Source organism: Enterobacter cloacae complex sp.6700776, assembly GCF_048284255.1.
Taxonomy (GTDB): domain Bacteria; phylum Pseudomonadota; class Gammaproteobacteria; order Enterobacterales; family Enterobacteriaceae; genus Enterobacter; species Enterobacter intestinihominis.
In genome coordinates, this window is record NZ_JBLVYK010000004.1 from 273,257 (window position 1) to 300,110 (window position 26,854).

29 protein-coding genes are annotated in these 26,854 nt (G+C 54.7%); 10 read left to right on the top strand and 19 right to left on the bottom strand.

The annotated features are described in order from the left end of the window. Window positions 1-3 precede the first annotated feature (3 nt). Complete coding sequence (gene eptA, locus ACNQ0T_RS09300; RefSeq protein WP_417929936.1) at window positions 4-1,629, bottom strand: phosphoethanolamine transferase EptA; 1,626 nt, start codon at window positions 1,627-1,629, stop codon at window positions 4-6. Window positions 1,630-1,777: 148 nt separating this feature from the next. Between eptA and ACNQ0T_RS09305 the strand changes: the two genes are divergently transcribed. The 3 genes from ACNQ0T_RS09305 to sodC all read left to right on the top strand — a co-directional run bounded on the left by ACNQ0T_RS09305 (window position 1,778) and on the right by sodC (window position 3,562). Beyond that, window positions 1,778-2,017 (top strand): DUF1289 domain-containing protein, encoded by a 240-nt coding sequence (locus ACNQ0T_RS09305; protein ID WP_023299951.1) that lies wholly within the window; start codon window positions 1,778-1,780, stop codon window positions 2,015-2,017. 48 nt (window positions 2,018-2,065) lie between these two features. Further along, complete coding sequence (locus ACNQ0T_RS09310; RefSeq protein ID WP_003857612.1) at window positions 2,066-2,962, top strand: aldo/keto reductase; 897 nt, start codon at window positions 2,066-2,068, stop codon at window positions 2,960-2,962. 81 nt (window positions 2,963-3,043) lie between these two features. Continuing rightward, window positions 3,044-3,562, top strand: a complete 519-nt coding sequence (gene sodC, locus ACNQ0T_RS09315; RefSeq protein ID WP_417929937.1) for a superoxide dismutase [Cu-Zn] SodC — start codon at window positions 3,044-3,046, stop codon at window positions 3,560-3,562. Here the strand turns inward: sodC and ACNQ0T_RS09320 are convergent. From ACNQ0T_RS09320 to ACNQ0T_RS09330, 3 genes are read right to left on the bottom strand one after another with little or no spacing between them, the layout of a single operon-like run. Continuing rightward, window positions 3,541-5,574 carry an FUSC family protein gene (locus ACNQ0T_RS09320; RefSeq protein ID WP_063148176.1) on the bottom strand — a complete coding sequence of 678 codons (2,034 nt, stop codon included), beginning with the start codon at window positions 5,572-5,574 and terminating at the stop codon, window positions 3,541-3,543. The genes sodC and ACNQ0T_RS09320 overlap by 22 nt on opposite strands. Beyond that, window positions 5,574-6,434, bottom strand: coding sequence for an HlyD family secretion protein (locus ACNQ0T_RS09325; RefSeq protein ID WP_038417029.1), 861 nt, complete (start codon window positions 6,432-6,434; stop codon window positions 5,574-5,576). Before ACNQ0T_RS09325 ends, ACNQ0T_RS09320 begins: the two co-directional genes overlap by 1 nt. Before the next feature lie 2 nt (window positions 6,435-6,436). Beyond that, complete coding sequence (locus ACNQ0T_RS09330; protein ID WP_022647907.1) at window positions 6,437-6,673, bottom strand: DUF1656 domain-containing protein; 237 nt, start codon at window positions 6,671-6,673, stop codon at window positions 6,437-6,439. A 187-nt stretch (window positions 6,674-6,860) separates the two neighbouring features. Between ACNQ0T_RS09330 and slyA the strand changes: the two genes are divergently transcribed. Further along, complete coding sequence (gene slyA, locus ACNQ0T_RS09335; RefSeq protein WP_032623345.1) at window positions 6,861-7,301, top strand: transcriptional regulator SlyA; 441 nt, start codon at window positions 6,861-6,863, stop codon at window positions 7,299-7,301. A 38-nt stretch (window positions 7,302-7,339) separates the two neighbouring features. Here the strand turns inward: slyA and ACNQ0T_RS09340 are convergent, their stop codons facing one another. Beyond that, the gene (locus ACNQ0T_RS09340) at window positions 7,340-8,701 is read right to left on the bottom strand and encodes a GGDEF domain-containing protein (RefSeq protein ID WP_032671098.1); all 1,362 of its coding nucleotides are present in this window, start codon (window positions 8,699-8,701) and stop codon (window positions 7,340-7,342) included. Between the two features lie 196 nt (window positions 8,702-8,897). Continuing rightward, entirely contained in the window at window positions 8,898-9,365 is a 468-nt protein-coding gene (gene slyB, locus ACNQ0T_RS09345) for an outer membrane lipoprotein SlyB (RefSeq protein ID WP_022647910.1), read from the bottom strand. A gap of 255 nt (window positions 9,366-9,620) precedes the next feature. Here slyB and anmK point away from each other — a divergent pair, with 255 nt between their 5' ends. The 5 genes from anmK to pdxY all read left to right on the top strand — a co-directional run bounded on the left by anmK (window position 9,621) and on the right by pdxY (window position 14,203). Further along, on the top strand, window positions 9,621-10,745 hold the full coding sequence (anmK, locus tag ACNQ0T_RS09350) for an anhydro-N-acetylmuramic acid kinase (RefSeq protein ID WP_032624364.1): 1,125 nt from the start codon (window positions 9,621-9,623) through the stop codon (window positions 10,743-10,745). Window positions 10,746-10,838: 93 nt separating this feature from the next. Next, window positions 10,839-11,162: a C-type lysozyme inhibitor gene (mliC, locus tag ACNQ0T_RS09355; protein ID WP_022647912.1), complete on the top strand. Its 324-nt coding sequence runs from the start codon at window positions 10,839-10,841 to the stop codon at window positions 11,160-11,162. Between the two features lie 57 nt (window positions 11,163-11,219). Beyond that, complete coding sequence (gene pdxH, locus ACNQ0T_RS09360; RefSeq protein ID WP_023299958.1) at window positions 11,220-11,876, top strand: pyridoxamine 5'-phosphate oxidase; 657 nt, start codon at window positions 11,220-11,222, stop codon at window positions 11,874-11,876. A gap of 125 nt (window positions 11,877-12,001) precedes the next feature. After that, complete coding sequence (tyrS, locus tag ACNQ0T_RS09365; RefSeq protein WP_417929940.1) at window positions 12,002-13,276, top strand: tyrosine--tRNA ligase; 1,275 nt, start codon at window positions 12,002-12,004, stop codon at window positions 13,274-13,276. A 66-nt stretch (window positions 13,277-13,342) separates the two neighbouring features. Next, window positions 13,343-14,203, top strand: coding sequence for a pyridoxal kinase PdxY (gene pdxY, locus ACNQ0T_RS09370; protein ID WP_022647914.1), 861 nt, complete (start codon window positions 13,343-13,345; stop codon window positions 14,201-14,203). A gap of 59 nt (window positions 14,204-14,262) precedes the next feature. Here pdxY and gstA read toward each other — a convergent pair whose 3' ends face one another. The 12 genes from gstA to blr all read right to left on the bottom strand — a co-directional run bounded on the left by gstA (window position 14,263) and on the right by blr (window position 24,442). Next, window positions 14,263-14,868: a glutathione transferase GstA gene (gene gstA / locus ACNQ0T_RS09375; protein WP_417929942.1), complete on the bottom strand. Its 606-nt coding sequence runs from the start codon at window positions 14,866-14,868 to the stop codon at window positions 14,263-14,265. Between the two features lie 105 nt (window positions 14,869-14,973). Continuing rightward, a complete protein-coding gene (dtpA, locus tag ACNQ0T_RS09380; RefSeq protein ID WP_023299961.1) occupies window positions 14,974-16,482 on the bottom strand; it encodes a dipeptide/tripeptide permease DtpA in 1,509 nt (502 codons plus the stop codon). A 608-nt stretch (window positions 16,483-17,090) separates the two neighbouring features. Further along, window positions 17,091-17,726 (bottom strand): endonuclease III, encoded by a 636-nt coding sequence (nth, locus tag ACNQ0T_RS09385; protein WP_015570668.1) that lies wholly within the window; start codon window positions 17,724-17,726, stop codon window positions 17,091-17,093. Then, window positions 17,723-18,409, bottom strand: a complete 687-nt coding sequence (locus ACNQ0T_RS09390; RefSeq protein ID WP_003857592.1) for an electron transport complex subunit E — start codon at window positions 18,407-18,409, stop codon at window positions 17,723-17,725. The genes nth and ACNQ0T_RS09390 overlap by 4 nt, the downstream gene beginning before the upstream one ends. Before the next feature lie 2 nt (window positions 18,410-18,411). Then, the gene (gene rsxG / locus ACNQ0T_RS09395; protein WP_022647917.1) at window positions 18,412-19,032 is read right to left on the bottom strand and encodes an electron transport complex subunit RsxG; all 621 of its coding nucleotides are present in this window, start codon (window positions 19,030-19,032) and stop codon (window positions 18,412-18,414) included. A gap of 10 nt (window positions 19,033-19,042) precedes the next feature. Next, window positions 19,043-20,095, bottom strand: a complete 1,053-nt coding sequence (rsxD, locus tag ACNQ0T_RS09400) for an electron transport complex subunit RsxD (protein WP_022647918.1) — start codon at window positions 20,093-20,095, stop codon at window positions 19,043-19,045. Beyond that, window positions 20,096-22,117: an electron transport complex subunit RsxC gene (gene rsxC / locus ACNQ0T_RS09405; protein WP_417929944.1), complete on the bottom strand. Its 2,022-nt coding sequence runs from the start codon at window positions 22,115-22,117 to the stop codon at window positions 20,096-20,098. It abuts the gene before it with no gap. Beyond that, entirely contained in the window at window positions 22,110-22,688 is a 579-nt protein-coding gene (gene rsxB, locus ACNQ0T_RS09410; RefSeq protein WP_015570664.1) for an electron transport complex subunit RsxB, read from the bottom strand. Before rsxB ends, rsxC begins: the two co-directional genes overlap by 8 nt. Beyond that, complete coding sequence (rsxA, locus tag ACNQ0T_RS09415) at window positions 22,688-23,269, bottom strand: electron transport complex subunit RsxA (protein WP_022647920.1); 582 nt, start codon at window positions 23,267-23,269, stop codon at window positions 22,688-22,690. The genes rsxB and rsxA overlap by 1 nt, the downstream gene beginning before the upstream one ends. A 76-nt stretch (window positions 23,270-23,345) precedes the next feature. After that, window positions 23,346-23,786, bottom strand: coding sequence for a DUF2569 domain-containing protein (locus tag ACNQ0T_RS09420; RefSeq protein WP_015570663.1), 441 nt, complete (start codon window positions 23,784-23,786; stop codon window positions 23,346-23,348). Between the two features lie 85 nt (window positions 23,787-23,871). Next, window positions 23,872-24,087, bottom strand: coding sequence for a transcription modulator YdgT (gene ydgT, locus ACNQ0T_RS09425; protein WP_000217941.1), 216 nt, complete (start codon window positions 24,085-24,087; stop codon window positions 23,872-23,874). 229 nt (window positions 24,088-24,316) lie between these two features. Next, on the bottom strand, window positions 24,317-24,442 hold the full coding sequence (gene blr, locus ACNQ0T_RS09430) for a division septum protein Blr (RefSeq protein WP_151884424.1): 126 nt from the start codon (window positions 24,440-24,442) through the stop codon (window positions 24,317-24,319). A 239-nt stretch (window positions 24,443-24,681) separates the two neighbouring features. On the opposite strand from blr, the gene ACNQ0T_RS09435 reads away from it, so the two are divergent. After that, entirely contained in the window at window positions 24,682-25,722 is a 1,041-nt protein-coding gene (locus ACNQ0T_RS09435; protein ID WP_058647170.1) for an oxidoreductase, read from the top strand. Window positions 25,723-25,778: 56 nt separating this feature from the next. On the opposite strand, the gene add is transcribed toward ACNQ0T_RS09435, so the two are convergent. Beyond that, window positions 25,779-26,777, bottom strand: a complete 999-nt coding sequence (gene add / locus ACNQ0T_RS09440) for an adenosine deaminase (RefSeq protein ID WP_022647922.1) — start codon at window positions 26,775-26,777, stop codon at window positions 25,779-25,781. Between the last annotated feature and the right edge of the window lie 77 nt (window positions 26,778-26,854).

A 26,854-nucleotide genomic window follows, 5' to 3' on the forward strand; every position in this document is an offset into this window, starting at 1 on the left:
CGCTTAGCGACGACATTGCGACAAAATATCCAGCTGCGGCTGATAAACCACTGATTTCACGTCCATCATGCCCAGAACCGTGGCAAACAAATTGTCCTGTGAAACTGCCTCTTTTGCAGCATGGTTACGTAGGCAATCCGTGTTTACGCCGAAGTTTTTCGCATAGTCCGGGGAGAGCCAGAACATAAACGGAATATGCGTTTGCTGCTCCGGGGCCAGCATATACGGCGTACCGTGCAGGTAAATTCCGCTTTCGCCCAGCGATTCGCCGTGATCGGAGAGGTAAATGAGCGCTGTGTTCATACTGGCCTGCCGGGCTTTTAGCGCGTCGATGGTTCGGCTGAGCACGCTATCGGTATACAGAATCGAGTTGTCATAGGTATTGATCAGCGACTGATGATCGCAATCCTGAATTTCATTGGTATCGCAGGTTGGGGTGAATTTCCGGAAGCGGTCCGGGTAACGGTTGTAATAAGCCGGACCGTGGCTGCCCATCAGGTGTATCACCAGTACGGTATCCTGCTTTATTCCGTCCAGCACGTTGTCCAGGCGGTACAGGTTGACGTCGTCGATACAGGATTTGTCCTTACAGAACTGTTCCAGTTTCCACTGGGTCATATCCGTGTGCGGCACGCGGTCGCAGGCACCTTTACACCCGCCGTCATTGTCGCGCCACAGCAGGTTGAACCCGGCGTGGTTAAGCACATCGAGCAGTCCTTCCTGATGATGGGCGAGGTCCGCGTCATATTTTTTTCGCGTCATGCCGGAGAACATGCAGGGGACGGAAACGGCGGTTTCCGTGCCACAGGAGGAGGCCTGTGGGAAGTTGATGACATCCCGCTTTTTCAGCTCGGGGTTGGTTTCACGGGGGTAACCATTTAACGAATAGTTTGCAGCGCGGGAGGCTTCACCCACCACCAGAACCAGCACGGTTTTCTTACGTTGGCCGGAAATCAGCGCCCCTTTATGGGCATCCTCGCCAATGCGGACCAGCGTCTGGTCGCCGGCAAACCAGCGCATTTTGCTGTACTTCACAACGGCGCTCACGTAGTTCGCCGGAGTGACCATTTTGACGATGCTTTTGTTATTGCGGAACAGCGAAGCATAGTCTTTATAGAACACTGCCGCGACGAGAATGATCACCAGCAGCGCACCGAGTATAGCGGCGAAACGTGTTAGCAGGGCATACCACCATTTTCCGGTTCGAATGCGCGTCAGGGCTAAGATGACGGAAGGGACCAGACCCGCGACGGCCAGCCACAGGATCAGCTGCGGCGTTACCAGGGCTGTCGCTTCCTGGGAGTTAGTCTCAAACACGTTCACAATCATGTTCTGATCGATAACCGCGCCATAGGTGTACATAAACCAGGTCGCGGCGGCGCATCCTATGGTCAGGGCAATCATGAGCGGCTTGCGAATAAAGGGAATATTCAGCAGGCTAAAAACAATGACCCAGCCGCAGAACAGAACCAGCGGCACACTGGCGGCAAAAAGCACGTCGTGCAGACGGGCAGGTGCGATGATTGACCAGCTGTGCTGGATAAACAGCGCATTGAACACGGTGAAGAAAAGCGCACAGGCGAGGGTAAATTTCGTATCGTTACAGTGTAACTTTTTAGTGAGCCACATGATGACCAGACCATTCGTTATATCAATGCGGCGAGTATAAGAATGGAAGATTAGCGAAACCTTAATGCCCTGTTTGTGACGGACACGCCTTGCATGCAGGCCATTTAGGGTCTTCACTGTAGGGAATAATGACGTTCTGGAGGTAGGTGTGGCAGAGCAACTGGAATTTTTCCCTGTCCAGAGCCCGTGCCGGGGTATTTGCCAGGTTGATGAACGAGGATACTGCCGTGGCTGCATGCGCACACGCGATGAACGTTTTAACTGGCAAAATTTCAGCGACGCGCAAAAGCAGGAGGTCTTACGGCTATGCCGACAACGTCTGCTGCGCAAAATTCGTGCAAACAAAGCGGTTGAAACCGAAGAACCTCAGCAACCTTCACTGTTTTAGCAGGGTAATTGCGTATACTGGTGACATGACTTCCTTGAGGAAAATGTTATGGTTCAGCGTATTACCCTTGCCCCGCAGGGCCCGGAATTCTCCCGATTCGTTATGGGCTACTGGCGCCTTATGGACTGGAATATGTCTCCGGTCCAGCTGGCGGACTTTATAGAAGAGCATCTCGATCTCGGGATCACCACCGTCGATCACGCTGATATTTATGGCGGCTATCAGTGCGAGGCCGCTTTTGGCGAAGCGCTGAAGCGTGCGCCAGCGCTGCGTGAACGTATGGAGATTGTGACCAAATGCGGTATTGCCACCACAGCAAAACCGGAGCATGCACTTGGGCATTACATCACTGACAGCGCGCATATCGTTAAAAGCGCTGAGCAGTCACTGGTCAACCTGGCCACCGATCGTATCGACCTGCTGCTGATCCACCGTCCCGATCCATTGATGGATGCGGATGAGGTTGCGGAAGCGTTCCTGACGCTACACCAGAGCGGCAAAGTGCGTCATTTTGGCGTGTCTAACTTCACCCCGGCACAGTTTGCGCTATTGCAGTCTCGCCTGCCGTTTACGCTGGCGACGAATCAGGTGGAGATTTCGCCTGTTCATCAGCCGCTGCTGCTGGATGGCACGCTCGACCAATTGCAACAGCTGCGCATCCGTCCAATGGCATGGTCCTGCCTGGGAGGCGGCCGCCTGTTTAACGATGAAGCATTCCAGCCGCTGCGTAACGAGCTTGAAACGGTGGCCCGCGAACTGAATGCGGAGAGTATTGAGCAGGTGGTTTACGCCTGGATCCTGCGCCTGCCGTCTAAACCGCTGCCGATTATCGGCTCCGGCAAAATTGAGCGTGTCCGCGCTGCGCTTGTTGCTGAAGAGCTGGATATGACGCGTCAGCAGTGGTTCCGCATCCGCAAGGCGGCGCTGGGCTACGACGTACCCTGAGCACGCCTGAACCTGACTTTCCGGTGAAATCTGCGCCGCTGGTATAAACTTAAGGTGCAAAAAATAACCCGTGGAGGTCATATGAAGCGTTTTGCTCTGGCAGTGGTCACGCTGGTTGTTTGCGCAGGAGCGCAGGCAGCCAGCGAAGAAGTTGAAATGAATCTCGTCACTTCTCAGGGAGTAGGCCAGTCCATCGGGACGGTGAAAATCACCGAAACCGATAAAGGGCTGGAATTTACTCCCGATCTCAAGGCCCTTCCACCCGGTGAACATGGTTTTCACGTTCATGCCAAAGGCAGCTGTCAACCTGCAATGAAAGAGGGGAAACCTTCAGCCGCTGAGGCCGCTGGGGGGCATCTGGATCCGCACAACTCTGGTAAGCATGAAGGCCCGGAAGGTATGGGGCACCTCGGCGATCTGCCGGTGCTGGTGGTGAATAACGACGGTAAAGCCACCGATCCGGTTGTTGCGCCCCGGCTGAAAAAGATTGACGAGGTCAAAGGCAAGGCGCTGATGGTCCATGTGGGCGGCGATAACATGTCCGATCAACCTAAACCGCTTGGCGGCGGCGGGGCGCGCTATGCCTGCGGCGTGATCTGATCGCCAATTGTTCCGGGTGGCGGCGCCTGTTCAAGCTGTGACAGGGAGCAGTGCAGCCGCCAGATAATGGACGCCAGATCGCGGGCCGCAGGCTGATGGTGGTGCGCCAGAGCGTCGCAAATACGCTGAAGCTCGGCGAGCGTGACGCTCAGGGGGCGTTGCTGAACTCCGCGCTCGCTCATGACATCGCGGAGCATGGAAATACAATTATCGCGGACCTGCGAAAGCGGGTCGGAACGCGTCTCCCAGGCACGCAGCTGCCACACCACGTGCGAACAGTTCAGCAGCACCACGCCCCAGCGCAGTAGCCAGCGACGGGAGAGGGAATCCTGGCTGTTGTTCAGCTGGCTGACATGATGGTAAACCAGCGATTCATACTCGCTTTCACGCAGATGCGGCCTGCGGCTCAGTTGATCGACAAAACCCCTGCGCAGCTCACGAATATGCCTGCGGCTTTTACGCGCATCCGAGCCCGGGCGTAGCACGGCGAAAGCCAGCCACGCCAGCCCCACGCCGAGGATCTTCGCCAGGTTATCGTTGAGAAAATCAGCGTAATCGTAAACCGGAGGATTCGTTACAGAGATAAATGAGCCCATAAAAACAATCAACTGACCCCACAGACCGGCCAGTTTTGGCATTTGCAGTTTGAGCAACTGCATGGTGGTTAACAGCGGGAACAGAAACAGCAGAAATTGCCAGAGGTCGGTTATCTGCACCATCAAACCAAATTTCACCACGAAGCTGAACAGCGACAGCAGTACCAGCGTACGCAGCAGAAGCGTCAGGGAATTAAACGGGGAAGCTGCGACGGAATAGAGCACGCAGCTGATTGCCGCAAGCGTCAGGGCTGCACTGCCCGCTTCCCATTGGGTGGTGATGGCCCATGCGCCCACGGCCGTCAACGCGCAAAACGTACGAAAACCGCTCCACAGCGCCTCCATTGCGTCGGTATGGCGTGCCAGAGCTGGGCTACCGGGAACGGAAAATTCGGTGACGGGCGTGGCATTTTCGACGGCTTTTAACCAGCGGCTGCTGCGCAGATACAGGCGGCAGAAATAGTTCAGACGCTGCCAGAAGGCGCGGTGCCGGTAATCATATTCATCCGTTGGGGCGAGCGGCGCGATAATGCGGGCCACGGTATAGATATCGGCATCCGGACGCGCAAGGGCGGCGAGCAGCGCCTCGATAACTTCCCGGGTATGGGCTGGCGGCGCAGGCCAGTTCAGCAACATCCGGCGAAGGCTTGAGATCGCACTCGTCATCCGCAATTGCTGGTGTAGTAAATAGTTCAGGAGCGTGTTCTGGCGACGAAAACGGTAGTGGCTCCAGAAAGCCTGGATGCGCAGCAGATTCATGGTCAGGATCTGGCCGATGACCTTTTCGTGTGCTAGACGGATGTTATCGCTGCTATCAGGCTGCCAGAGCAGGCTGGCATGTTCCAGCAAACGCGCGTGCATCGTTTTAAGGGCGGTGATAAGCGTAGTGCCATCAGAGGTGCTGGGCAGGATCATCATCATGACGCCGCCGCACAGAATGCCGACCATCACTTCACATACGCGTGCCTGGGCGATGTCCCATAGCTCGGTGGTATCCAGCACGTTGACGACCGGAAAGGCGATAATGGCTGCGGTGTAACCTGCCAGTTGAAACGCGTACGCAACGTTGTTGGTAAAATGTGCGCAGGCCCAGGTGCACAGCCCCAGCCATGCCGACATGCTTAACAGAAAGAGCCAGGGATCGTTCAGGGTATGGCCGGCAAGAAGCAGTGCAGCGGTCGCACCCAGCAGGCTACCCGCCACGCGCCCGAGGCTTTTACTGATAACGCCCCCGACGGTAGGGAAGCTGACGACCGCCGCAGAGGTCATCGCCCAGTAAGGCTCATCCAGATTCAGATAATAGGCTACCGTAAGCGCAAGGCACATGGCGATGCCGTTACGCAGCGCGTAACGCCACTGCGGCCGTGTCGCTTTTATCCACGGCGTATTGCGCCAGGAGAAAGCTCCCAGGTTCATCATCGCGATCCGATGGCGACGGTGCAGGTTGTGCCAGAGACCAGAGTAATGTCTTTCGGCAGTTGCTCTAACTCGACGCGAACAGGCACCCGCTGAGCCAGACGCACCCACGGTACGTTGGGTTTGATGTCAGGCACCAGACCAGAATCGGTTTCCACGCTCTGATCGTAAATTGCCCGACCTATGCTACTAACGTGACCCTGTAACTTTTCTGCACCGCTGTAAAGCGTGATCCGGGCAGGCGCACCCTCGCGGATATGCCGCAGCTTGGTCTCTTCAAAATAACCTACAACATAGAAAGAGTGGCTATCTACCAGGGCAAAGACCGGCTGGCCTGTGGTGGCGTAATCCCCCACACGTGTCGACAGGCTCGTGATCCATCCATCCACCGGAGCTTTGACCACGGTCTGGGTCAGTTGCCACTCGGCCTGTTTCAGCGTTGCCTCTGCAACCTTCAGGCTGGCCTGCATGGCTTTTACATTGATATTGGCGGTATCGAGATCTTCCGCAGAGATGTAATTCCTCGACAGATGTCGGCGACGTTCGGCTTCGTTATTGGCTTTTGCCAGATCTGATTGAGCTTTTGCGAGCTGCGCCTGGGCATTGAGCACCGCAATGTGGAAAGGGGTCTCATCGATGCGGAATAACACATCGCCCGCATGAACGAACTGGTTGTCCTTCACCAGCAGCGCGCTGATACTGCCGGACACCTGTGGCGTGATGCTGACCTGTTCTGCGCGGATCTTGCCGTCACGCGTCCAGGGCGACTGCATGTAATAATTCCAGAGCCACCAGCCGGCCATAAGCGCCAGCGCTAAAACGAAAAGAGTGGAAAAATATTTTAACGTTTTCAATGCTATTCTCACCACACGGTTAACACGGCAAGGCCAAGACAGACGGAAAGGGTAAACAGGGAGAGATCCATTAACATCGGGTGCCAGATTTCACCGGAATACATCCAGTCGCGCAGCAGACGATGCGCAATGAGCCAGATCACAAAACCGACCATCACGGCTTTAAACAGTGGCGGAAAGTAGACCGATGCGCCGACAATCAGATCCTGGAGCGGCAACCCTGCGGAGAGGGAAAAGAACGTCACAAGCAGTGATCCTTTGCAGTGGGGTGAGGGCCACAATGGCATATTTCAATGCGATGGCGCATTACCGTTCAGTGTAAATCATCCTTTAAGGAATGATGAATACCGTGATTGCATTTGTTTTGGCAATACAAATACTGCAAACTATTCTAAAATCACTATAATCACTTAGCAAGCTAATTATAAGGAGATGAAATTGGAATCGCCATTAGGTTCTGATCTGGCAAGGTTGGTACGCATCTGGCGTGCTCTGATTGACCATCGCCTGAAACCTCTGGAACTCACGCAGACGCACTGGGTTACGCTGCATAACATTCATCAGCTCCCGCCCGACCAGTCACAGATCCAACTGGCAAAAGCGATTGGCATTGAGCAGCCGTCACTGGTGCGCACTCTTGACCAACTGGAAGAGAAGGGACTTATCTCCCGACAAACCTGCGCCAGCGACCGTCGCGCCAAGCGGATCAAATTGACGGAAAAAGCGGCCCCGATTATTACTGAGATGGAAGCTGTCATCAGTAAAACGCGTGGGGAGATCCTTGAAGGTATTTCCCCCGCTGAGCTGGAGATGCTGATAGGACTCATCGCCCGTCTTGAGCAGAACATCCACGATCTGCAGTCTCGCGACTGACCGAACGTAAAGGCCTTGCGAAATCAAGGCCTTTCTTATTATCTGAACACCACCACCCGGTTGCGCCCTGTCTCTTTTGCCTCATACATGGCTTTATCCGCGCTCTCCACGCAGGTTTCCGCACTGGTTTCCGGCGAGGTTGCGGTGAATACGCCCATGCTGATGGTAATGGGTTCCGGCAGATGACCGCCGCTGCTGGCTTTATCAAACCCGCTCAGCTTGAGGCGAATGCGCTCGGCCACCTGCCGCGCGGCGTCTGAAGGGGTATTTGTCAGCATCAACACAAACTCTTCACCACCGATTCGGGCCGCGATATCCTGGGGGCGCACGGAATCCGTCAACAGATTAGAGACGAACTGTAATACCTTATCGCCCTGCAAATGCCCGTAACAGTCGTTGATACGTTTGAAACGGTCAAGGTCGCTTACCACCACCGATACCGGGTGTGCCTCCGTTGCAGAGCTGAGGGCATAGTTTAATGAATCATAAAAATAGCTGCGATTATAAAGACGGGTAAGCGGGTCGCGGATTGAATTTTGATATGACTGCTGGTATTTGACGTGCGAGTCACGATACAAATTAAAGACGTCGGAAAGCAAAATGAAAATAATCATTAATGTCGCGACAGTTTCGAATAACCGGGCGCGGTACCATGATACATCTTCTACGTATCCACCTAACAACAGCATTAACAGCGTGACGACATAACAGACGCATAAAAAATTGCCGCCCGCCCAGAACAAATTTTTTATCCGGGTCACGACCATCAGGGTGATTAATGTGACAACCCAAAGAATGACCAAAATGATGTTGATGGTCTGGCTCCAGAGAATCATGAACTGCCGGGTTTCATTATCCACAAGATCCAGGGTTAACGTCGTGGAATGGCTGGAATAGAACCACGCCAGCCAAAGCATGCAGCCCGTAAAGAGAGCCGATCCGACAACAATACCGATGTGGGTGCTTCGTGAAAGGGGGGAAACGCGAAGCGTATAAAGTAAGGCTGAGGCCATCATGAGCACCGCCATTAAGAGGTGTCGGAACATATAAAAGATCATCGCGTCATTATAGTTCGCCTCGTTGAACTGATAGAGATCCAGCCAACCTGGAAAACTGGATAGCGTACCCACCATCAGCAGTGCTGAACCGGCAAAGGCTGACGCAATCGGAACGAGATATAGCCGTTTTTTATCACACCAGTATTTCATTGCCATAAAACAGGCGATAAACAGATGGAATACCAGAAGAAAAATAGTGAGCGTTGGGAAAAATAGCGGAGAGAATGAAGGAACCCATTCAACAAGTTTTATAAAACAACCTTGTAACACGGCAATGATAAAAATGCACCCAAGTGCAAAGGCCACAAAGCGGTTCATTACAAATCGACAGTTCGCAAGCATAGAATGTTAAAAAATTAAAAAGAGGAAAAAGAGAATCAGACGAGTCTAAAGGAGGGAAATAAAAAATACTTTGCGCAGGAACAATATCAGAGGGAATTAATTATACGCCGTGTGAATGTATTTTTATAAATACATTTTTTAAAATGATAGTTTTTGTAAATGGATGCGGCCCGAAAGGACCGCATCCGTCGGGATATTAACGCGGGGAGACGGTGACCTGGCTACCGTTGCTTGCCAGTACAACACGCTGGCCTGCAGAAAAGCGAGTATTACCCTGTTTCTGCACAACCATAATGGTGCTGCCATCGTCTTTACGGATTTCCAGCTCAACGCCCTGAGTTTTGTTCATCGCACCCTGAACGCCCTGACCCGCTACGCCGCCTGCAACTGCGCCTGCTGCGGTAGCCAGAGAGCGACCGGTGCCGCCACCAATGGTGTTACCCAGGAAACCACCCAGCACAGCACCACCGATTGCGCCCACGACGTTCGTGTCATCACCACCCTGAATCTGAACAGGACGGGCATTAACGATAGTACCGTAGGTCACGTTCTGTACCTGTTTAGCTTCAGAAGCACTATATACGTCGCCGGAGAGTGAATTGTCGTTCACACAACCCGCCAGTGTTAAACCAATCAGCGAAACGCCCAGTACACGTAAAATCATTTGACTCTCCTGTTCACCAAAAAATGCCCGGTTGGGGCATCCGTTATGGCTAAATTATATGGCATTCCTGACCACAGTTCATATCTTTGCATGCCGAATAGATAAATTTTACCTGAACGGGGCTTAACGGGACATAAACAAAAACCGTCTGTGCTACAGGTCTGAGATTGTTAAAAAATATTATCACCGGATAGCAAAGCAGCGTTATTTATGATGGAGTGGTTGCACTTAGCCCATGTAACGTAAGGAAAGCGCATGAAATCGGGTCGCTATATCGGTGTGATGTCTGGTACCAGTCTTGACGGTGTGGATGTCGTTCTGGCCGCCATTGATGAAAACATGGTGGCGCAGCAGGCAAGCCTGACCTGGCCTATTCCGGTCTCGTTAAAAGAAGAGATCCTGAGCATCTGCCAGGGGCAACAGCTGACGCTTTCCCAACTGGGCCAACTGGATGTGCGTCTGGGGGCGCTGTTTGCTGATGCGGTACTGGCTCTGATGCAGCAAGAAAGACTTCATCCGCAGGATGTCGTGGCAATAGGCTGCCATGGGCAGACCGTCTGGCATGAACCTGTCGGCGAGGCGCCGCACACGATGCAAATTGGCGATAATAACCAGATTGTGGCAAAAACCGGCGTGACGGTGGTGGGGGATTTCCGTCGTCGCGATATGGCCCTCGGCGGGCAGGGGGCGCCGCTGGTTCCGGCATTTCATCAGGCGCTGCTGGCGCACCCGGTGGAGCGCAGAATGGTCCTGAACATTGGCGGGATTGCCAACCTGTCGATGCTCATTCCCGGGCAGCCCGTGCGTGGATACGATACCGGGCCCGGTAATATGCTGATGGATGCCTGGATCTGGCGTCAGAACGGTAAACCCTACGACAAAGACGCGCAGTGGGCCAGTCAGGGGAAAGTGATCCTTCCCTTGCTGCAAGCCCTGTTAAGCGATCCATTCTTTGCCCTGCCAGCGCCGAAAAGCACGGGGCGAGAGTATTTCAACTACGGCTGGCTTGAACGTCATCTGGCACGCTTCCCCGGCCTTGCGCCACAGGATGTGCAGGCTACGCTGACTGAGCTTACCGCCGTGTCGATTTCTGAACAGGTGTTGCTCAGCGGCGGGTGCGAGCGCCTGCTGGTATGCGGAGGCGGAAGCCGCAACCCGCTCCTGATGGCACGCCTCGCCGCCCTGCTGCCGGGCACCGAAGTCACGACCACTGACGAAGCCGGGATCAGCGGAGACGACATGGAAGCGCTGGCCTTCGCCTGGCTTGCCTGGCGTACGGTTGCCGGTCTGCCCGGGAATTTACCCTCCGTAACCGGTGCGCGGGAGGCGAGCGTCCTCGGTGCTATTTTCCCGGCAAATCCGCGCCATAATCAGAGTTAACTGAAATTCAGCGGGAGGCATAACCCGTAAAATAGGGAAAAACAGGAGGGCGGTTAGGCCCTCCAGGACCAGGATAGTCTTCGGAATCTGCCCATGAAAAAACTTCTTCTCATTGCTGTACCTTTTCTTATGACCGGATGCAGCGTCTATAACCAGTTCGTTGAGCGTATGCAAACCGATACGCTGGAATATCGTTGTGATGAAAAACCGCTGACGGTGAAGCTGAACAACACTCGCCAGGAAGCCAGCTTTGTTTATGACAATAAGTTGTTGACGCTGAAGCAGGGGATGTCCGCCTCCGGGGCGCGTTACACGGATGGGATCTACGTCTTCTGGTCAAAAGGTGACAGCGCCACCGTCTATAAGCGAGACCGCATTGTGCTGAACAATTGTCAGCTGGAAAATCCGAAGCGTTGAGATTTTTGAAGGGGGCGCGCACAATAGCGCCACCCAACCTCACTTTCAGCTAACGCCATGTCAGAAAACGACGAACTACAGCAAATTGCGCATCTGCGCCGTGAATACACCAAAGGCGGTCTGCGCCGCCAGGATCTTCCCGCCGAACCGCTGGTGCTTTTTGAACGCTGGCTGAAACAGGCCTGCGAAGCGAAACTGGCCGACCCGACGGCGATGGTCGTTGCCACGGTTGATGAAAACGGTCAGCCGTATCAACGCATCGTTCTTCTTAAGCATTATGACGAGAAAGGGCTGGTGTTCTACACCAACCTTGGTAGTCGTAAAGCGCATCACCTGGAAAATAATCCGCGTATTAGCCTGCTCTTCCCGTGGCATATGCTTGAGCGCCAGGTGATGGTTACCGGCAAGGCAGAGCGCCTCTCTACGCTCGAAGTGGTGAAATATTTCCACAGCCGACCGCGCGACAGTCAGATTGGCGCCTGGGTTTCTAAACAGTCCAGCCGAATCTCGGCCCGCGGCGTACTTGAAAGTAAATTCCTCGAACTCAAACAGAAGTTTCAGCAGGGTGAAGTGCCGCTGCCGAGTTTCTGGGGCGGGTTCCGCATCCCCATTGAGCAGATGGAATTCTGGCAGGGCGGTGAGCACCGCCTGCACGATCGCTTTTTATACCAGCGCGACAACGGTGGCTGGAAAATAGACCGACTGGCACCGTAATCCCCAAAATTTGTTGATTTAAGCGCTAGCGCACACCGCGCTGGCGCTTTATTCTATGGTCCTTTCGCATCAGGCGAAAAGTCGTGTACCGGCAAAGGTGCAGTCGTTTATACATGGAGAATTTGATGGCAAGCAGTAACTTGATTAAACAATTGCAAGAGCGGGGCCTGGTGGCCCAGGTGACGGACGAGGAAGCGTTAGCAGAGCGACTGGCGCAAGGCCCGATCGCGCTCTATTGCGGCTTCGATCCCACCGCTGACAGCTTGCATTTGGGGCATCTTGTTCCATTGTTATGCCTGAAACGCTTCCAGATGGCGGGTCATAAGCCTGTTGCCCTGGTTGGCGGTGCGACTGGTCTGATTGGCGACCCAAGTTTCAAAGCCGCTGAGCGTAAGCTGAATACCGAAGACACCGTGCAGGAGTGGGTGGATAAGATCCGTAAACAGGTTGCACCGTTCCTGGATTTCAACTGTGGTGACAACGCTGCGATTGCGGCGAACAACTACGACTGGTTTGGTGGCATGAACGTGCTGACGTTCCTGCGTGACATCGGCAAACACTTCTCTGTTAACCAGATGATTAACAAAGAAGCGGTCAAGCAGCGTCTTAACCGTGACGATCAGGGTATCTCTTTCACCGAGTTCTCCTACAACCTGTTGCAGGGGTATGACTTCGCCTGCCTGAACAAGCTGCACGGCGTGTCGCTGCAAATTGGCGGTTCTGATCAGTGGGGTAACATCACCTCCGGTATCGATCTGACCCGTCGCCTTCACCAGAATCAGGTGTTTGGTCTGACCGTGCCGCTGATCACCAAAGCAGACGGTACCAAGTTTGGTAAAACCGAAGGCGGCGCAGTATGGCTTGATCCGAAGAAAACCAGCCCGTACAAATTCTACCAGTTCTGGATCAACACGGCGGATGCCGACGTTTATCGCTTCCTGAAATTCTTCACCTTTATGGATATCGAAGAAATCAATGCGCTGGAAGAAGAAGACAAGAACAGCGGTAAAGCACCGCGCGCCCAGTATGTGCTGGCCGACGAAGTGACCAAACTGGTTCACGGTGAAGAAGGTTTGGCAGCGGCGAAACGCATTACGGCGAGCCTGTTCAACGGGACCCTGAGCGATTTAAGCGAAGCGGATTTCGAACAGCTGGCGCAGGATGGCGTGCCGATGGTGGAGATGGAAAAAGGCGCCGATCTGATGCAGGCGCTGGTCGACTCCGAGCTCCAGCCGTCTCGCGGTCAGGCGCGTAAAACCATCGCCTCTAACGCGATCACCATTAATGGCGAAAAACAGGCCGATCCGGAATACACCTTTACCGACAACGACCGTCTGTATGGTCGCTACACGCTGCTGCGTCGCGGTAAGAAAAACTACTGCCTGGTCTGCTGGAAGTAATTAAAAGTACGCAGGGGCGTGGGAAACCACGCCCCTTTTGTTTTGACAGGGTTTGGTAAGTACAACATGAAGAACATCCTCGCCATTCAGTCCCACGTTGTTTTTGGACATGCTGGCAACAGCGCTGCGGAATTCCCGATGCGCCGCCTTGGGGCCAACGTCTGGCCCCTCAATACCGTCCAGTTCTCGAATCACACCCAGTACGGTAAATGGACCGGCTGCGTAATGCCGCCGTCGCATCTGACGGAGATCGTTCAGGGGATTGCGGATATCGACCAGCTTAAACGCTGCGATGCCGTACTGAGCGGTTATCTGGGTTCGGCGGAGCAGGGGGAGCATATCCTCGGCATTGTGCGCCAGGTGAAAGCGGCAAACCCCGCGGCGAAATATTTCTGCGATCCGGTGATGGGACATCCGGAAAAAGGCTGCATCGTCGCGCCGGGCGTTGCGGAGTTTCATGTCCGTCATGCATTGCCTGCCAGCGATATTATTGCGCCCAACCTGATTGAACTTGAGATCCTGTGCGAGCATCCAGTCAACAGCGTAGAAGAGGCTGTACGCGCCTCTCGCGAGCTAATTGCTCAGGGGCCTGAGATTGTGCTGGTGAAGCACCTGGCACGCGCAGGGTTGAGCCAGGACCGTTTTGAAATGCTGCTGGTGACGAAGGATGAAGCCTGGCACATCAGTCGACCGCTGGTGGATTTCGGTACACGTCAGCCTGTCGGGGTCGGGGATGTGACCAGCGGTTTGCTGCTGGTGAAGCTATTGCAGGGCGCAAGCCTGCGCGATGCGCTGGAGCACGTCACCGCAGCCGTTTATGAAATCATGATTGCGACGAAGACGATGCAGGAATATGAGCTCCAGGTGGTCGCGGCGCAGGATCGCATCGCGAAGCCCGAGCATTATTTCAGCGCAACCCAATTGTAAGAGCAGGGATAGTGTAGGCCGGGTAAGCGCAGCGCCACCCGGCAACACAGGCCGTTCGGTTAATTCAACCCTTCCGCTTTCAGCGCCGCCGCCACCGCAGGACGCTCCGCCACGCGCGTCATATACGACGCGACATGGGCTAACCCTTCCATGTTCAGCTTAACCGCGCGTGCCCAACGCAGAACGGTAAACAGATAGGCATCGGCGATGGTGAAACGCGAGCCACAGATCCACTGGTCGTCTTTCAGCGCGTCGTTAACGTACTGCAACTTTTTCTCCAGCAGCGTGCGCACGGTCGGTTTGTACTCTTCAGGGGTATCCGGGCGGAACAGGGGCGTAAAGCCTTTGTGTAGCTCGGTGGCAATATAGTTCAGCCACTCCAGCGTCTTATAACGTGCAATGCTGCCGGTAGGAGCAAGGAGCTGACGATCCGGTACGTTGTCCGCCAGGTACTGCATTATCGCCACGCCTTCGGTCAGCAGCGTACCATCATCCAGCAGCAGGGCCGGAACCTGCCCTTTTGGGTTAATCGCAAAAAAGTCACCCCCGTTTTCCAGGCGCTTTTTCATCAGGTCAACGCCGTCCAGCGTGAAATCCTTACCGCTCTCGCGAAGGGTGATATGCGAAGCAAGAGAGCAGGCGCCCGGTTTATAGAACAGTTTCATCGGTAACTCCTTTTTGCTGAGGTTCCCGCTATGTTAGTGCGCGTTCAGATAAAAAAAAAGCCGCTAATCAATTAGCGGCTTCTGTTCAGTCGTTTCCCGATGACATTACGCGTTCGCGGTGTTGGTCGCTTTAGCGGATTTGTCGTCGTCCTGCGTCATACGATTGAGTTTTGGTGCGGTGAGCAGCATCAGCACGGCAATTACGGCTGTCGCGATACCAATTTGCATGAACACGGTACCGTAGACGTTCAGGGAGACCAGCGGGTCGGTAACGTTGTCCGGTACCGCCATCAGGTTCGCAATCTTACCTGCAATGATGGCTGCGCCAGCGGTCGTCAGGAACCAGCTACCCATGATGAAGCCCATCAGACGCTGAGGGACCAGCTGTGCAACCATCGCCAGGCCCAGACCGGAGATCATCAGTTCACCGATGGATTGCAGCGCATAGCTCAGGATCAGCCAGTTAACAGACACGATACCCGCGTCGGTCGCGAATTTCGTCCCCAGCGGCAGCACCAGGAATGCGCCAGAGCACAGCACCATACCGATCGCGAACTTGTGCGGCATCGGCAGACGGTCGCCCATCTTGTTATAGATAGCGGCCAGAATCGGGCTACCAATCATGATCCAGAACGGGTTCAGTGCCTGGTACTGCTCCGGCTCGAACGCGATACCCAGGATGGAGTGCTCAACGTTGCGGATTGCGAAGAAGTTCAGAGACGTCGGCATCTGGCTGTACAGGACGAAGAAGATAATCGCTTCCAGCATCAGGATGAACGCCACAATCATCTTACGACGTGCCGCACCCTGCATCGCGAAGGCTTCTTTAGCGAAGATAATCACGATACCCAGCGCAACCACGGCCAGTACGGCACGTGCAATACCCTGGTTGTGCAGCAGCCAGGTCGCGACAGCGGCCAGGATCACAATGCCGACGATGGTTGCCAGCAGTTTGCCCATATGCACGGGTTCGAAGTCTGGTTTAGAACCATAATCTTTAACCCAGCTGCGACAGAACAGGAAGTTCACAACGGTGATCAGCATACCCACGAAGCTCAGCGCAAACGCTACGCTCCAGCCGAATTTCGCGGCCAGCCATGGGGTTGCCAGCATAGAGAAGAATGAACCGATGTTGATGGACATGTAGTACATGGTAAATGCACCGTCCAGACGCGGATCATCTTTGTTGTAGCAGGTAGAAAGCAGGGAGGACGGGTTAGCCTTAAAGAGGCCGTTACCTACCGCGATGGTAGCCATGCCCATGTATACCACGCCCGCATCGTGCCCGGACCATGCAACCAGACCATAGCCAATCGCCAGAACCACGGCGCCCAGCATAATGACACGTTTCGTACCGAGAACTTTATCGCCTAACCAGCCGCCGATGGCGACCAGGCCATAGACCAGAGCGCTGAAGGACGAGAACAGCGTGATGGAATCGGCTTCGGACATACCCAGTTGCTTAACCAGGTAAACGGCCATAATCCCTTGCAGGCCGTAGTAGCCAAAACGCTCCCATAATTCGATAGAGAAAATGAGATAGAACGCTTTAGGCTGTTTGAAAGCGTTAAGACTTACGCTCTCATCTGTTGGTTTATTGTTTGCAGTAGACACATATACCTCTTTTTTTACATCCCATATTAACGGGGGTGTTCATAGCATGATGACCGTAGTCCATCCGCTTTATAGTTATATTGGGAGGGGAAACGGCGGGTAATGTTCACTATCCAGCCCCATCTGGCAATACGTTTGTAATAATCTGTTACATATAACTGTGGCGGTATAATCATCGGTTCATGCAAATGTTATGCAGCGTTAAATTTCATCCGTTGAGAATTGGTGGTTTTTTTCACTGTAAATGACCCTGATGAATGGCTGTATGGCGATATGTTCTGCTATTTTGGGTGAAAGGCAGTGATATAGCCCATATTCTGAAAAATGACTGGTCTTATATGCGGTGAGTAAAGGATGAGATCTTGTCTGGCAAAGGCGTGGAGAGGCTTTTAACAACAAAAATCCAACATCAAGTTATCAGAGTGATCGCGATCACAGATGTATAGAAATTTTTGGTGATGAAAAAACTATTAACCTGTTTGAGTGTTAAATATCGGCAGAATCGACAACACTTTATGGACAATGAGAGGGAAAATTACGGCCAAGGGAGAAGATATCAGAGCCCTTGTTTAATCTAAGGGCTTGAACAGTAACAAGTGGATGTACCTTCACGGATAGACTTTTTCTTTGTATTCACAGAGATCTTCGATAATGCAGGAGCCGCAGCGTGGCTTACGTGCAATACAGGTATAGCGCCCGTGAAGGATTAGCCAGTGATGGCAATCCACCTTAAATTCCGCAGGGACCACTTTTAATAGCTTTTCTTCCACCTCTTCCACGTTTTTACCCGGCGCGAACCGGGTGCGATTAGAAACGCGGAAGATGTGAGTGTCCACGGCGATCGTCGGCCAGCCAAACGCCGTGTTGAGCACGACATTTGCCGTTTTACGCCCGACGCCTGGCAACGCTTCCAGCGCTGCGCGATCTTCCGGGACTTCACCGCCGTGCTGCTCAAGCAGGATCCGGCAGGTCTTAATGACGTTTTCGGCCTTACTGTTAAACAGGCCGATGGTCTTGATATAGGATTTTACCCCTTCAACCCCCAGCTCCAGCATAGCCTGCGGCGTATTGGCGACAGGGTAGAGCAGGGCCGTGGCTTTGTTGACGCTCACGTCAGTGGCCTGCGCAGAGAGCAGCACCGCGATCAACAGTTCAAACGGCGAGTTAAAATTCAGCTCTGTCGTTGGATGAGGATTCTCATCGCGCAGGCGCGTCAGGATCGCAATGCGTTTCTCTTTATTCATACTGCTTTCTCGGGGATCCCTTCCTGTACGCTGCGTTCAGCGGCGCGGCGTTTACGTTTTTCATCAATCAGGTATTTTAACGCCAGCATCATTCCAAGGCCAATGAATGCGCCTGGCGGTAGCATGGCCAGCAGGAATGGGGTGTCCGTATGGAACACCTCGATACGCAGCGATTTCGCCCAGCCGCCAAGCAGCGCGTCCGCACCGTCGAAGAGCGTACCGTTGCCCAGAATTTCACGCAGAGAGCCGAGGACGAACATGGCGGCAGTCGCGCCCATGCCGATGGAAAACCCATCCAGCGCGGAAATTGCCGGGTTGTTTTTCACCGCGAAGGCTTCAGCGCGTCCCACGACAATACAGTTAGTCACGATAAGCGGAATGAAGATCCCGAGCGACTGGTACAGGCCAAATGCGTAGGCGTTAATCAGCATTTGCACGACGCTGACCACCGATGCAATGATCATGACATAAATCGGAATACGGATTTCCGATGGCGTCCAGCGGCGCAAAACAGAAATGGAGAAGTTGGTCAGGGTCAGCACCAGCGTGGTCGCCAGCCCCAGCCCGAGCGCGTTGGTGGCGGTAGACGTCACCGCCAGCAGCGGGCACAATCCCAACAGCTGTACCAATGCCGAGTTGTTCTTCCAGAGTCCCTGGACGATAACCTCTTTAACCTGGCTCATGGTCACTCCTCACAGGCGGAAAGATGATTGATCTGCGCGGGCAGCGTTTCGGCATACAGACCGGCGCGTTTGACGGCGTTGACGACCGCGCGGGGCGTAATCGTGGCGCCCGTGAACTGGTCAAACTCACCGCCATCTTTTTTCACCGCGAAAGCAGGATCGTCCTCGCCATGAATCATCTTACCGGCAAAGTGTAAAATCCAGTCGCTCAGGCGTGTTTCAATTTTGTCGCCAAGGCCCGGCGTTTCGTGATGTTCCGTCACGCGCGTACCCAGCACGGTGCCGGAAAAATCGCTGCCTACCAGCAGCTGAATTGCGCCAGAGTAACCGTCCGGCGCGGTGGCTTCCATGATGGCACCCACCGGGTTCTCGCCCTTACGGGCAATATAAACGCGGTGGCTTCCTTTACCGAGCTGCGGGGCCTGCACGACAAAGCAGCTTTTTTGCAGGTTATTATCATAGAAGTCTGATGGGATCACCTGATCGAACAACGCCTTTTGCTGCTTCATTGCCTGCTCTTCAATGGTGCTTTTCGTCAGTTCATTTACCAGCGCGGTCAGCCCGGTGAGGGCGGCGGCGAAGATCGCCAGCGTGACGCCGTGTTTTTGCATAGTCTTTAGCATGGCGTAACCCTTAGCGATGACCGTACACGCGTGGACGCGTGTAGTAGTCGATGAGCGGAACGGTGATGTTAGCCAGCAGTACGGCAAATGCCACGCCGTCCGGATAGCCACCAAAGCTGCGAATAAGCCAGACCAGCAAGCCCGCCAGCGCGCCGAAAATCAGACGACCTCGGTTGGTGGTAGAGGCGGTGACCGGATCGGTCAGAATAAAGAATGCCCCGAGCATGGTCGCGCCGGAGAGCAGATGGAGCTGCGGGCTGGCCAGTGACTCAGGTGAGATGACCCAGCCGAGCGTTGAACAGACGGCCAGCGTCACCAGGAAGCTCACTGGAATATGCCAGCGGATCGCTTTTTGTTGCAGCAGGAAGGCACCGCCCAACAGGTAGGCCAGATTGACCCACTGCCAGCCCGCACCCGCCAGTACGCCGCTGTAAATAGACGATTTCATCACCTGCTCGACGCTGTGGCCGGCACGCAGGGAGGTTTTGAAGGTATCGAGCGGGGTGGCCTGGCTGATGCCATCCACGCCCATGCGAAGCGCGTTCATATCCGCGCCCATCGCGGTGTGGCCAGTAAAGATAACGTTCAGGGCATCCATAAAGCCGGGCACCGTGGCGGCGATCTCATGCGGCGGCAGCCAACTGGTCATCTGTACCGGGAAGGAGATCAGTAGCACCACGTAACCAATCATTGCCGGGTTAAACGGGTTATGGCCCAGCCCACCGTACAGCTGCTTGGCGATGATCACCGCAAATACCGTTCCCAATACTACCATCCACCACGGGGCGAACGGGGGAATGCTGATGGCAAGCAACAGGCCGGTCAACAGGGCGGAGTTATCGCTCAGGATGCGAGTCACCTCCATTTTGCGCAGCTTCAGGATCGCTGCTTCCGCTGCGACGGCACTGGCGCAACCCAGAACTAACTGGAAAAGCGTACCCCAGCCGAAAAACCAACACTGTACGGCAATACCTGGCAACGCGGCCAGGCACACCAGCATCATAATACGCGATGTCTGGCGCTGGTTATGGGTATAAGGGGAACTTGCAATTCTGAAAACCATTTAATCCTCGTTAACGGCTTGCTGCGCGGCTTTCTTTGCCTGAACACGCGCAATCGCGGCGGCGACTGCGGCTTTGCGTGGATCGTCGTTGGCGGCCGCAGGCCGTTCGTCCTGCTGTGCGGCTTTTCGTGCTTTGGCACGGGCGATGGCCGCTTCAACGGCGGCTTTACGTGGGTCGACAGGCGCTTCACTCTCTTCGGCAGGCTGAAGCTGTGCCGCTTTACGTGCTTTGGCGCGGGCGATAGCGGCTTCAACGGCCGCCTTGCGCGGATCGGTCGCTTCCTGTTCAACCACCACTGTCTGCTGACCGGCTTTACGGGCTTTTGCCCTGGCGATAGCCGCTTCCACCGCCGCTTTACGCGGGTCTGTGTCGGTTTCCGGTTTGGCGTTTTGCGCCTTCTCCGCCTGACGTGCGCGCGCTTCGGCTTTACGCGCTTCGCGGGCGGCAATCGCTTCGCTATTGTCCGGCTTTTGGCCAGCCACGATCGCTACCGGCTGAGCGGCAGTCGCGTTCTTCTCCCGCACACGGGCGAGGGCAGCGTTAATCGCATCCTGATCTTTCGCCGCAGGCTGCACGGCAGCCTGCTTATGGCGTTCCTGACGGGCTTGTTTCTCGCGCTCCAGTCGCGCCTGGCGCGCTTCAAAGCGGGCCTTCGCTTCAGCGGCACGTTTTTCTTCCATGGAGATAGCGTAGATTTCGGCTTTCTCCTGACGGAAGTACTGCACCAGCGGAATATTGCTTGGGCAGACCCAGGCACAGGCACCGCATTCAATACAGTCAGCCAGGTTATGCGCCTGGGCTTTATCGTGCAGCTGGCCTTTGCTGTACCAGTACAACTGCTGCGGCAGCAAGTCTGCCGGACACGCATCCGCGCAGGCGCTACAGCGTATACAACCTTTCTCTTCCTGCGTTTCGCCCATCTCCGTTGGGGAAGGGGCGAGCAGGCAGTTGGTAATCTTCACCACTGGCACATCCAGCCACGGCAGGGTAAAGCCCATCAGCGGGCCGCCCATAATGACCATCTGCTCGCTCCCCGGGCAGAAGCCAGCCTGTTCCAGCAGATGATGCACCGGCGTACCCAGACGCGCCCAGACGTTGCCGGGACGGGAGACGGACTCGCCGGTCAGCGTGACGACGCGTTCGGTCAATGGCTCGCCGTCAATCACCGCACGTTTCACCGCGTAGGCAGTACCCACGTTTTGCATCAGCACGCCGATATCGGACGAACGGCCCCCGTGGGGGACCTGTTTTCCGGTCAGGATCTGCGTCAGCTGCTTCGCCCCGCCGGACGGGTATTTGGTCGGGATCACGCGCAGGGCGATATCATGGCTGTCCGCCAGTACCGCACGTAGCATCGAAATGGCCTGCGGTTTATTGTCTTCAATACCGATCAGCACTTCGCGGGGTTGCAGGATATGCGCAAGAATGCGAATACCTTCCACCACCTGCGCGGCACAGTCCTGCATCAGACGATCATCGGCGGTGATGTACGGTTCGCACTCGGCGGCGTTAATAATCAGCGTTTCGATTTTATCGCCGCCGCCGTGAAGTTTGGCGCCGGTCGGGAAGCCAGCGCCTCCAAGACCTGCTACGCCAAACTGATGAATGCGTTCAATCAGCGCTTCACGGCTGCGGGAACGGTAGTCGCTCCAGCCGTCACGATCGATCCAGAGATCTTCCCCGTCGGCTTCAATGATGACGCTCAGCTCAGACAACGCCGAGGGATGGGCAACGGTATGGGGGGCAACAGCCACCACCTTGCCCGAAGTCGGGGCATGTATCGGCAACATACGTCCACGACCAAAGGTCAGCGGCTGGCCGCGAAGGACGGTATCGCCTTCTTTCACGCACAGCTCGCCTTCCGCGCCGATGTGCTGTTTCAATGGCATCACGTAGCGGGTCGCCAGCGGAATTTGACGCAGCGGCGTACCGTTTGACTGGGTTTTCATTTCCGGGGGATGGATACCGCCGTCGAAGTCCCAGATCTTCTCTTTTCTGAAAGCAGAAAATAACTTAAGCATGTTGTTCCACAGGAATATTGCGAACCGGAATGGTCTGAAGATCCCATTTCCAGCTTTCGGTCGTCGTTTCAACCGGGCGGAGTTCTATACACTGCGTCGGGCAGGGGGCCACGCAGAGGTTACAACCGGTGCACAGGTCCGCCACAACGGTGTGCATGGCGCGGGTTGCGCCTACAATGGCGTCGACAGGGCACGCCTGAATACATTTGGTGCAGCCGATGCAGTTGGCTTCGTCGATAACAGCAAGGGCACGAACGGGCTCCTGCGCCTGTTCATCGCCGTCGACAGGCTGCGGATCGACATTCAGCAGGGCAGCTATTTTAAGCATGACCGCTTCGCCACCCGGCGCGCAGCGGTTGATCTTTTCTCCCTGCACGCCCACCGCCTCAGCGTAAGGACGGCAGCCAGGGTAGCCGCACTGCCCACACTGGCTCTGCGGCAAAAGCTCATCAATTTTTTCAACCACCGGATCGTCCTCTACCGCAAACCGGCGGGAGGCATAACCCAGAATGATGCCAAAGACGAGTCCCAGTACGCTGATGGACGCGATGGCAATCCAGATAGCACTCATTACAACTTCACCAGACCACTAAAGCCCATAAAGGCCAGAGACATTAAACCTGCGGTCACCAGAGCGATGGCGTTACCGCGAAACGGCGCGGGAATATCCGCCGCTGCCAGACGCTCGCGAATCGACGCGAACAGGACCATAACAAAAGAGAAACCGACCGCCGCGGAAAAACCGTACAGCGCCGACTGCATGAAATTATGCCCAAGGTTGATGTTGAGCAGCGCCACGCCCAGCACAGCACAGTTGGTGGTGATGAGGGGCAGAAAAATACCCAACAGGCGATACAGGGCAGGGCTGGTTTTACGCACTACCATTTCGGTAAATTGCACCACCACCGCAATGACCAGAATAAAGGACAAGGTGCGCAGGTAGAGCATGTCCAGCGGGATCAGGATCCAGGTATCAATCAGCCATGCGCAAATGGAGGCCATCGTCATCACGAAGGTGGTGGCCAGCCCCATGCCCATTGCCGTCTCCAGCTTTTTGGAGACCCCCATAAACGGGCACAGGCCAAGGAACTTCACCAGTACGAAGTTATTAACCAGCACAGTTCCGACAAAGAGCAGTAAGTAATCGGTCATTATTTAGCCTGAAATAAAAGAGCCGCCTATTATCGGATAAACGACAACAGGCCACAACAGGTTAACTGTAAGGTTATTACGGGTTAACGAAGGTCTTCTTAACGCGCGTCGACCGCTTGAAATAGGGCACCAGAAGCGCCGTTGCAAGCAACGGAAAGAGTAGCTGGCGAACCGCCAGTGCGTCAGAAACTGGCGAAAAAGCGAACGCTTTGACGGCAAGCAGCACGGAGACCAGCAGCCAGATAATGTAATGTTTCGGCACGCTTTTGCGGCGTTTGAAGAAGGCGATGGTCAGCCAAAGCGTGTAGTACCACATCGCGATTGCGAAAACGAACGACACAAACCACGTCGCAATATTGAGCGCGCTCTGAGACATCAGTGTCTGGATAGCATGAGGAGTAACCAGTGCAGTGGTGTAAAGCAACAGCGCCAGCGAAGCGCTTAATAAAGCCACCAGCAGCCATGCCAGCGGGGCGATTAACCAGCCCCCAATTCTCTCTCCAGGCAATGCGGTCATACGCTCTCCCATAGTCTGCGCGAAATGTTATACAGAAATTTGCAGGGCGGAGAGTATATAACATTTCACGCCGAAGGCTACTTTCTTATACAACGTAACGCCAGACAGATTTAGGTACTTCCCCCACGTTGAACAGACGACCGCCAGAGACGAGTTCGGCGCGACGATGGTCAGCCGCGCGGTACATATTGATGATGTCCTGATTATCCGACAGCGTGTAGTTCAGATGGTCAAACAGTTTTTCCAGGCTTTCGAGGGAATTGATCTTGCGAAATTTTAATAAATAGTCCTGAACTGTCATATTAATAAGTTTCCATATAAAAGGGTAATACCCATAAAGGTAATGCGTTCGAATAATAAACGGATTAATAAAGACGTAAACTGTCCACTCGGGTAACGCGACGAAATTAGGAGTTTTCTTTGCGAAGATTCAGGCATCAGCAGATGCCTGGAAGAGAAGGGTAACCCCGTTCATTACGGCTGGCAATACGTTCCATGACGTAATGTGTCACGCTTTATGACGATGCGGCTTACTTTTGTTGAGCAACAGTAACAGGCTCCGGCGGCTGGTAGTTATCGATATGGCTGGCAATGCCGAGCAACACGACTGAAACGCCAAGGACAATCCATCCCGCTAATTCAATGATTCGATTAATTATTGATGACATATTTTGTGTTTGTAATTTATCCATAAATACAGATTACAAATGTTACAGCGGCCTTTTCGACAGAGCAAGCGCTTTGGGAACGATTCCCGGGCCGCATATACACACTTTAATGCGAGGTAACAAAAAAAGCTGTCGCGAGATGCTATTTTAACTCACAGGGCACATTATTAATCTGTGCGTTAAGCACAAGGCCAGTGATAAATAAGCGCACAGCGAGGGGGCATACGATGAGTGAAAACATCCGCGTCGGTCTTATTGGCTACGGGTACGCAAGCAAAACCTTTCATGCGCCGCTGGTTGCCGGCACGCCGGGAATGGAACTGGCGGCTATCACAAGCAGCGATGAAACCAAAGTCCATGCCGACTGGCCAGCCGTGCCGGTGGTAACGGAGCCTAAGCATCTGTTTAACGATCCTAATATTGACCTTATTGTCATTCCCACCCCTAACGACACCCATTTCCCCCTGGCGAAAGCGGCGCTGGAGGCTGGCAAACATGTCGTTGTCGATAAGCCTTTTACCGTGACGTTGTCACAGGCGCGCGAGCTGGATGCGCTGGCGCGAAGCCTGGGTCGGTTATTGTCGGTCTTTCACAACCGGCGCTGGGATAGTGATTTCCTGACGATCAAAGCGCTGATAAACGAAGGCACGCTCGGCGAAATTGCTTTTTTTGAGTCTCACTTCGATCGTTATCGTCCGCAGGTGCGAGATCGCTGGCGCGAGCAGGCGGGACCGGGCAGCGGCATCTGGTATGACTTAGCGCCGCATCTTCTCGATCAGGCCGTTCATCTGTTTGGTCTGCCCGTAAGCATGACGGTCGATTTAGCGCAGCTCAGGCCGGGGGCGCAGACCACCGACTATTTCCACGCCGTTTTGAGTTATCCGCAGCGGCGCATTGTGCTGCACGGGACAATGCTTGCGGCGGCGGAATCGGCCCGCTATATCCTTCACGGGGCGCGCGGCAGCTATGTGAAGTTCGGCCTGGATCCGCAGGAAGAGCGCCTCAAAAATGGCGAACGCTTACCGCAGCAAGACTGGGGCTACGACATGCGGGATGGGGTGGTGACGCGTGCAGAAGGTGAGGTACTGGTCGAAGAGACGGTGTTGACCCAGCCGGGGAACTATCCGGCGTATTACGCCGCAATTCGTGACGCGCTGAACGGTTCAGGTGAAAATCCGGTTCCGGCGAGCCAGGCAATCCAGATTATGGAGCTCATCGAGCTGGGGATCGAATCCGCCAAACATCGCGCAACGCTCTGTCTGGCATAAGTGCCAAACGCTTTCGTAGGCCGGGTAAGCGCAGCGCCACCCGGCAGAAAAGAGGACTACTGAGCAACTTTATCGCGCAGCGCCTGTTTCTCTTCAGGCGTCAGGAAGGCGATCTCCAGCCCGTTGATTTGCGCCTGACGGATCTGCTCGCGGCTCAGCCCGGCCTGCGGCGCGGCGATGTTGTATTCGTGAATAATATCCACGCCCTGAACCGCCGGATCGTCCGTGTTCAGTGAAGCCAGCACCCCGTGTTCAAGGAAAGTTTTCAGCGGGTGTTGCGCCAGCGACGCCACTGTACTGGTCTGAATATTGGAGGTCAGGCAGGATTCGATTCCAATACGTTGTTCGGCGAGGAAATCCATCAGCGCGCGATCTTCAATGGCTTTCACACCGTGACCAATACGTTCCGCACCCAGTTCACGAATGGCCTGCCAGATGCTTTCCGGCCCCGCGGCTTCGCCAGCATGAACGGTAATATGCCATCCTGCATCACGTGCGCGGTTGAAATGAGACAGGAACAGGCTGCCCGGGAAGCCCAACTCATCACCGGCCAGGTCGATGGCGGTGATCTGGTCGCGATGCGCCAGTAACGCTTCCAGCTCCTGAAGACAGGCCGCTTCACCGAAGGTACGGCTCATAATGCCGATCAAACGCGCCTGAACGTCAAAGGTTTTGCAACCTTCACGCACGCCCTCAATGACCGCTTCAACCACGCCCGCTACGGGGAGACTGTGGGTCATCGCCATATAGCCCGGAGAGAAACGCAGTTCGACATAGTGCAGGCCGTTGCGAGCGGCATCTTCGATGTTTTCAAAGGCGACACGGCGACAGGCATCGAGCGAGGCCAGCATCTTCACGCCCCAGTCAAGCTTGCTCAGAAAACTTACCAGATCCGGCTCGTTCGACGTCACCTGGACATGGGGGATCAGGGTTTCAAGCGTTTCGGCAGGGAGCGTTAAATTGAACTGGCGACCAAGATCGAGAATAGTTTGGGCACGAATGTTCCCGTCGAGGTGGCGGTGAATATCAGTTAAAGGCAGGCGTGTATCAATCATGGTCGCACTCTTTGCTGGTTAAAGTGCGCCATATTATAAAAACAAAACGGGGGAAAAAGCTATTTGCGCAAGGGAAT

Coding starts and splice junctions, on each gene's coding strand:
- eptA (WP_417929936.1), bottom strand. CDS start 1,629: ATGTGGCTCACTAAAAAGTTACACTGTAACGATACGAAATTTACCCTC.
- anmK (WP_032624364.1), top strand. CDS start 9,621: ATGAAATCGGGTCGCTATATCGGTGTGATGTCTGGTACCAGTCTTGAC.
- add (WP_022647922.1), bottom strand. CDS start 26,777: ATGATTGATACACGCCTGCCTTTAACTGATATTCACCGCCACCTCGAC.
- ACNQ0T_RS09320 (WP_063148176.1), bottom strand. CDS start 5,574: ATGAACCTGGGAGCTTTCTCCTGGCGCAATACGCCGTGGATAAAAGCG.
- pdxY (WP_022647914.1), top strand. CDS start 13,343: ATGAAGAACATCCTCGCCATTCAGTCCCACGTTGTTTTTGGACATGCT.
- mliC (WP_022647912.1), top strand. CDS start 10,839: ATGAAAAAACTTCTTCTCATTGCTGTACCTTTTCTTATGACCGGATGC.
- ydgT (WP_000217941.1), bottom strand. CDS start 24,087: ATGACAGTTCAGGACTATTTATTAAAATTTCGCAAGATCAATTCCCTC.
- slyB (WP_022647910.1), bottom strand. CDS start 9,365: ATGATTTTACGTGTACTGGGCGTTTCGCTGATTGGTTTAACACTGGCG.
- nth (WP_015570668.1), bottom strand. CDS start 17,726: ATGAATAAAGAGAAACGCATTGCGATCCTGACGCGCCTGCGCGATGAG.
- sodC (WP_417929937.1), top strand. CDS start 3,044: ATGAAGCGTTTTGCTCTGGCAGTGGTCACGCTGGTTGTTTGCGCAGGA.
- rsxC (WP_417929944.1), bottom strand. CDS start 22,117: ATGCTTAAGTTATTTTCTGCTTTCAGAAAAGAGAAGATCTGGGACTTC.
- tyrS (WP_417929940.1), top strand. CDS start 12,002: ATGGCAAGCAGTAACTTGATTAAACAATTGCAAGAGCGGGGCCTGGTG.
- slyA (WP_032623345.1), top strand. CDS start 6,861: ATGAAATTGGAATCGCCATTAGGTTCTGATCTGGCAAGGTTGGTACGC.
- gstA (WP_417929942.1), bottom strand. CDS start 14,868: ATGAAACTGTTCTATAAACCGGGCGCCTGCTCTCTTGCTTCGCATATC.
- ACNQ0T_RS09310 (WP_003857612.1), top strand. CDS start 2,066: ATGGTTCAGCGTATTACCCTTGCCCCGCAGGGCCCGGAATTCTCCCGA.
- ACNQ0T_RS09390 (WP_003857592.1), bottom strand. CDS start 18,409: ATGAGCCAGGTTAAAGAGGTTATCGTCCAGGGACTCTGGAAGAACAAC.
- pdxH (WP_023299958.1), top strand. CDS start 11,220: ATGTCAGAAAACGACGAACTACAGCAAATTGCGCATCTGCGCCGTGAA.
- rsxB (WP_015570664.1), bottom strand. CDS start 22,688: ATGAGTGCTATCTGGATTGCCATCGCGTCCATCAGCGTACTGGGACTC.
- ACNQ0T_RS09435 (WP_058647170.1), top strand. CDS start 24,682: ATGAGTGAAAACATCCGCGTCGGTCTTATTGGCTACGGGTACGCAAGC.
- ACNQ0T_RS09420 (WP_015570663.1), bottom strand. CDS start 23,786: ATGACCGCATTGCCTGGAGAGAGAATTGGGGGCTGGTTAATCGCCCCG.
- rsxD (WP_022647918.1), bottom strand. CDS start 20,095: ATGGTTTTCAGAATTGCAAGTTCCCCTTATACCCATAACCAGCGCCAG.
- rsxA (WP_022647920.1), bottom strand. CDS start 23,269: ATGACCGATTACTTACTGCTCTTTGTCGGAACTGTGCTGGTTAATAAC.
- rsxG (WP_022647917.1), bottom strand. CDS start 19,032: ATGCTAAAGACTATGCAAAAACACGGCGTCACGCTGGCGATCTTCGCC.
- ACNQ0T_RS09340 (WP_032671098.1), bottom strand. CDS start 8,701: ATGCTTGCGAACTGTCGATTTGTAATGAACCGCTTTGTGGCCTTTGCA.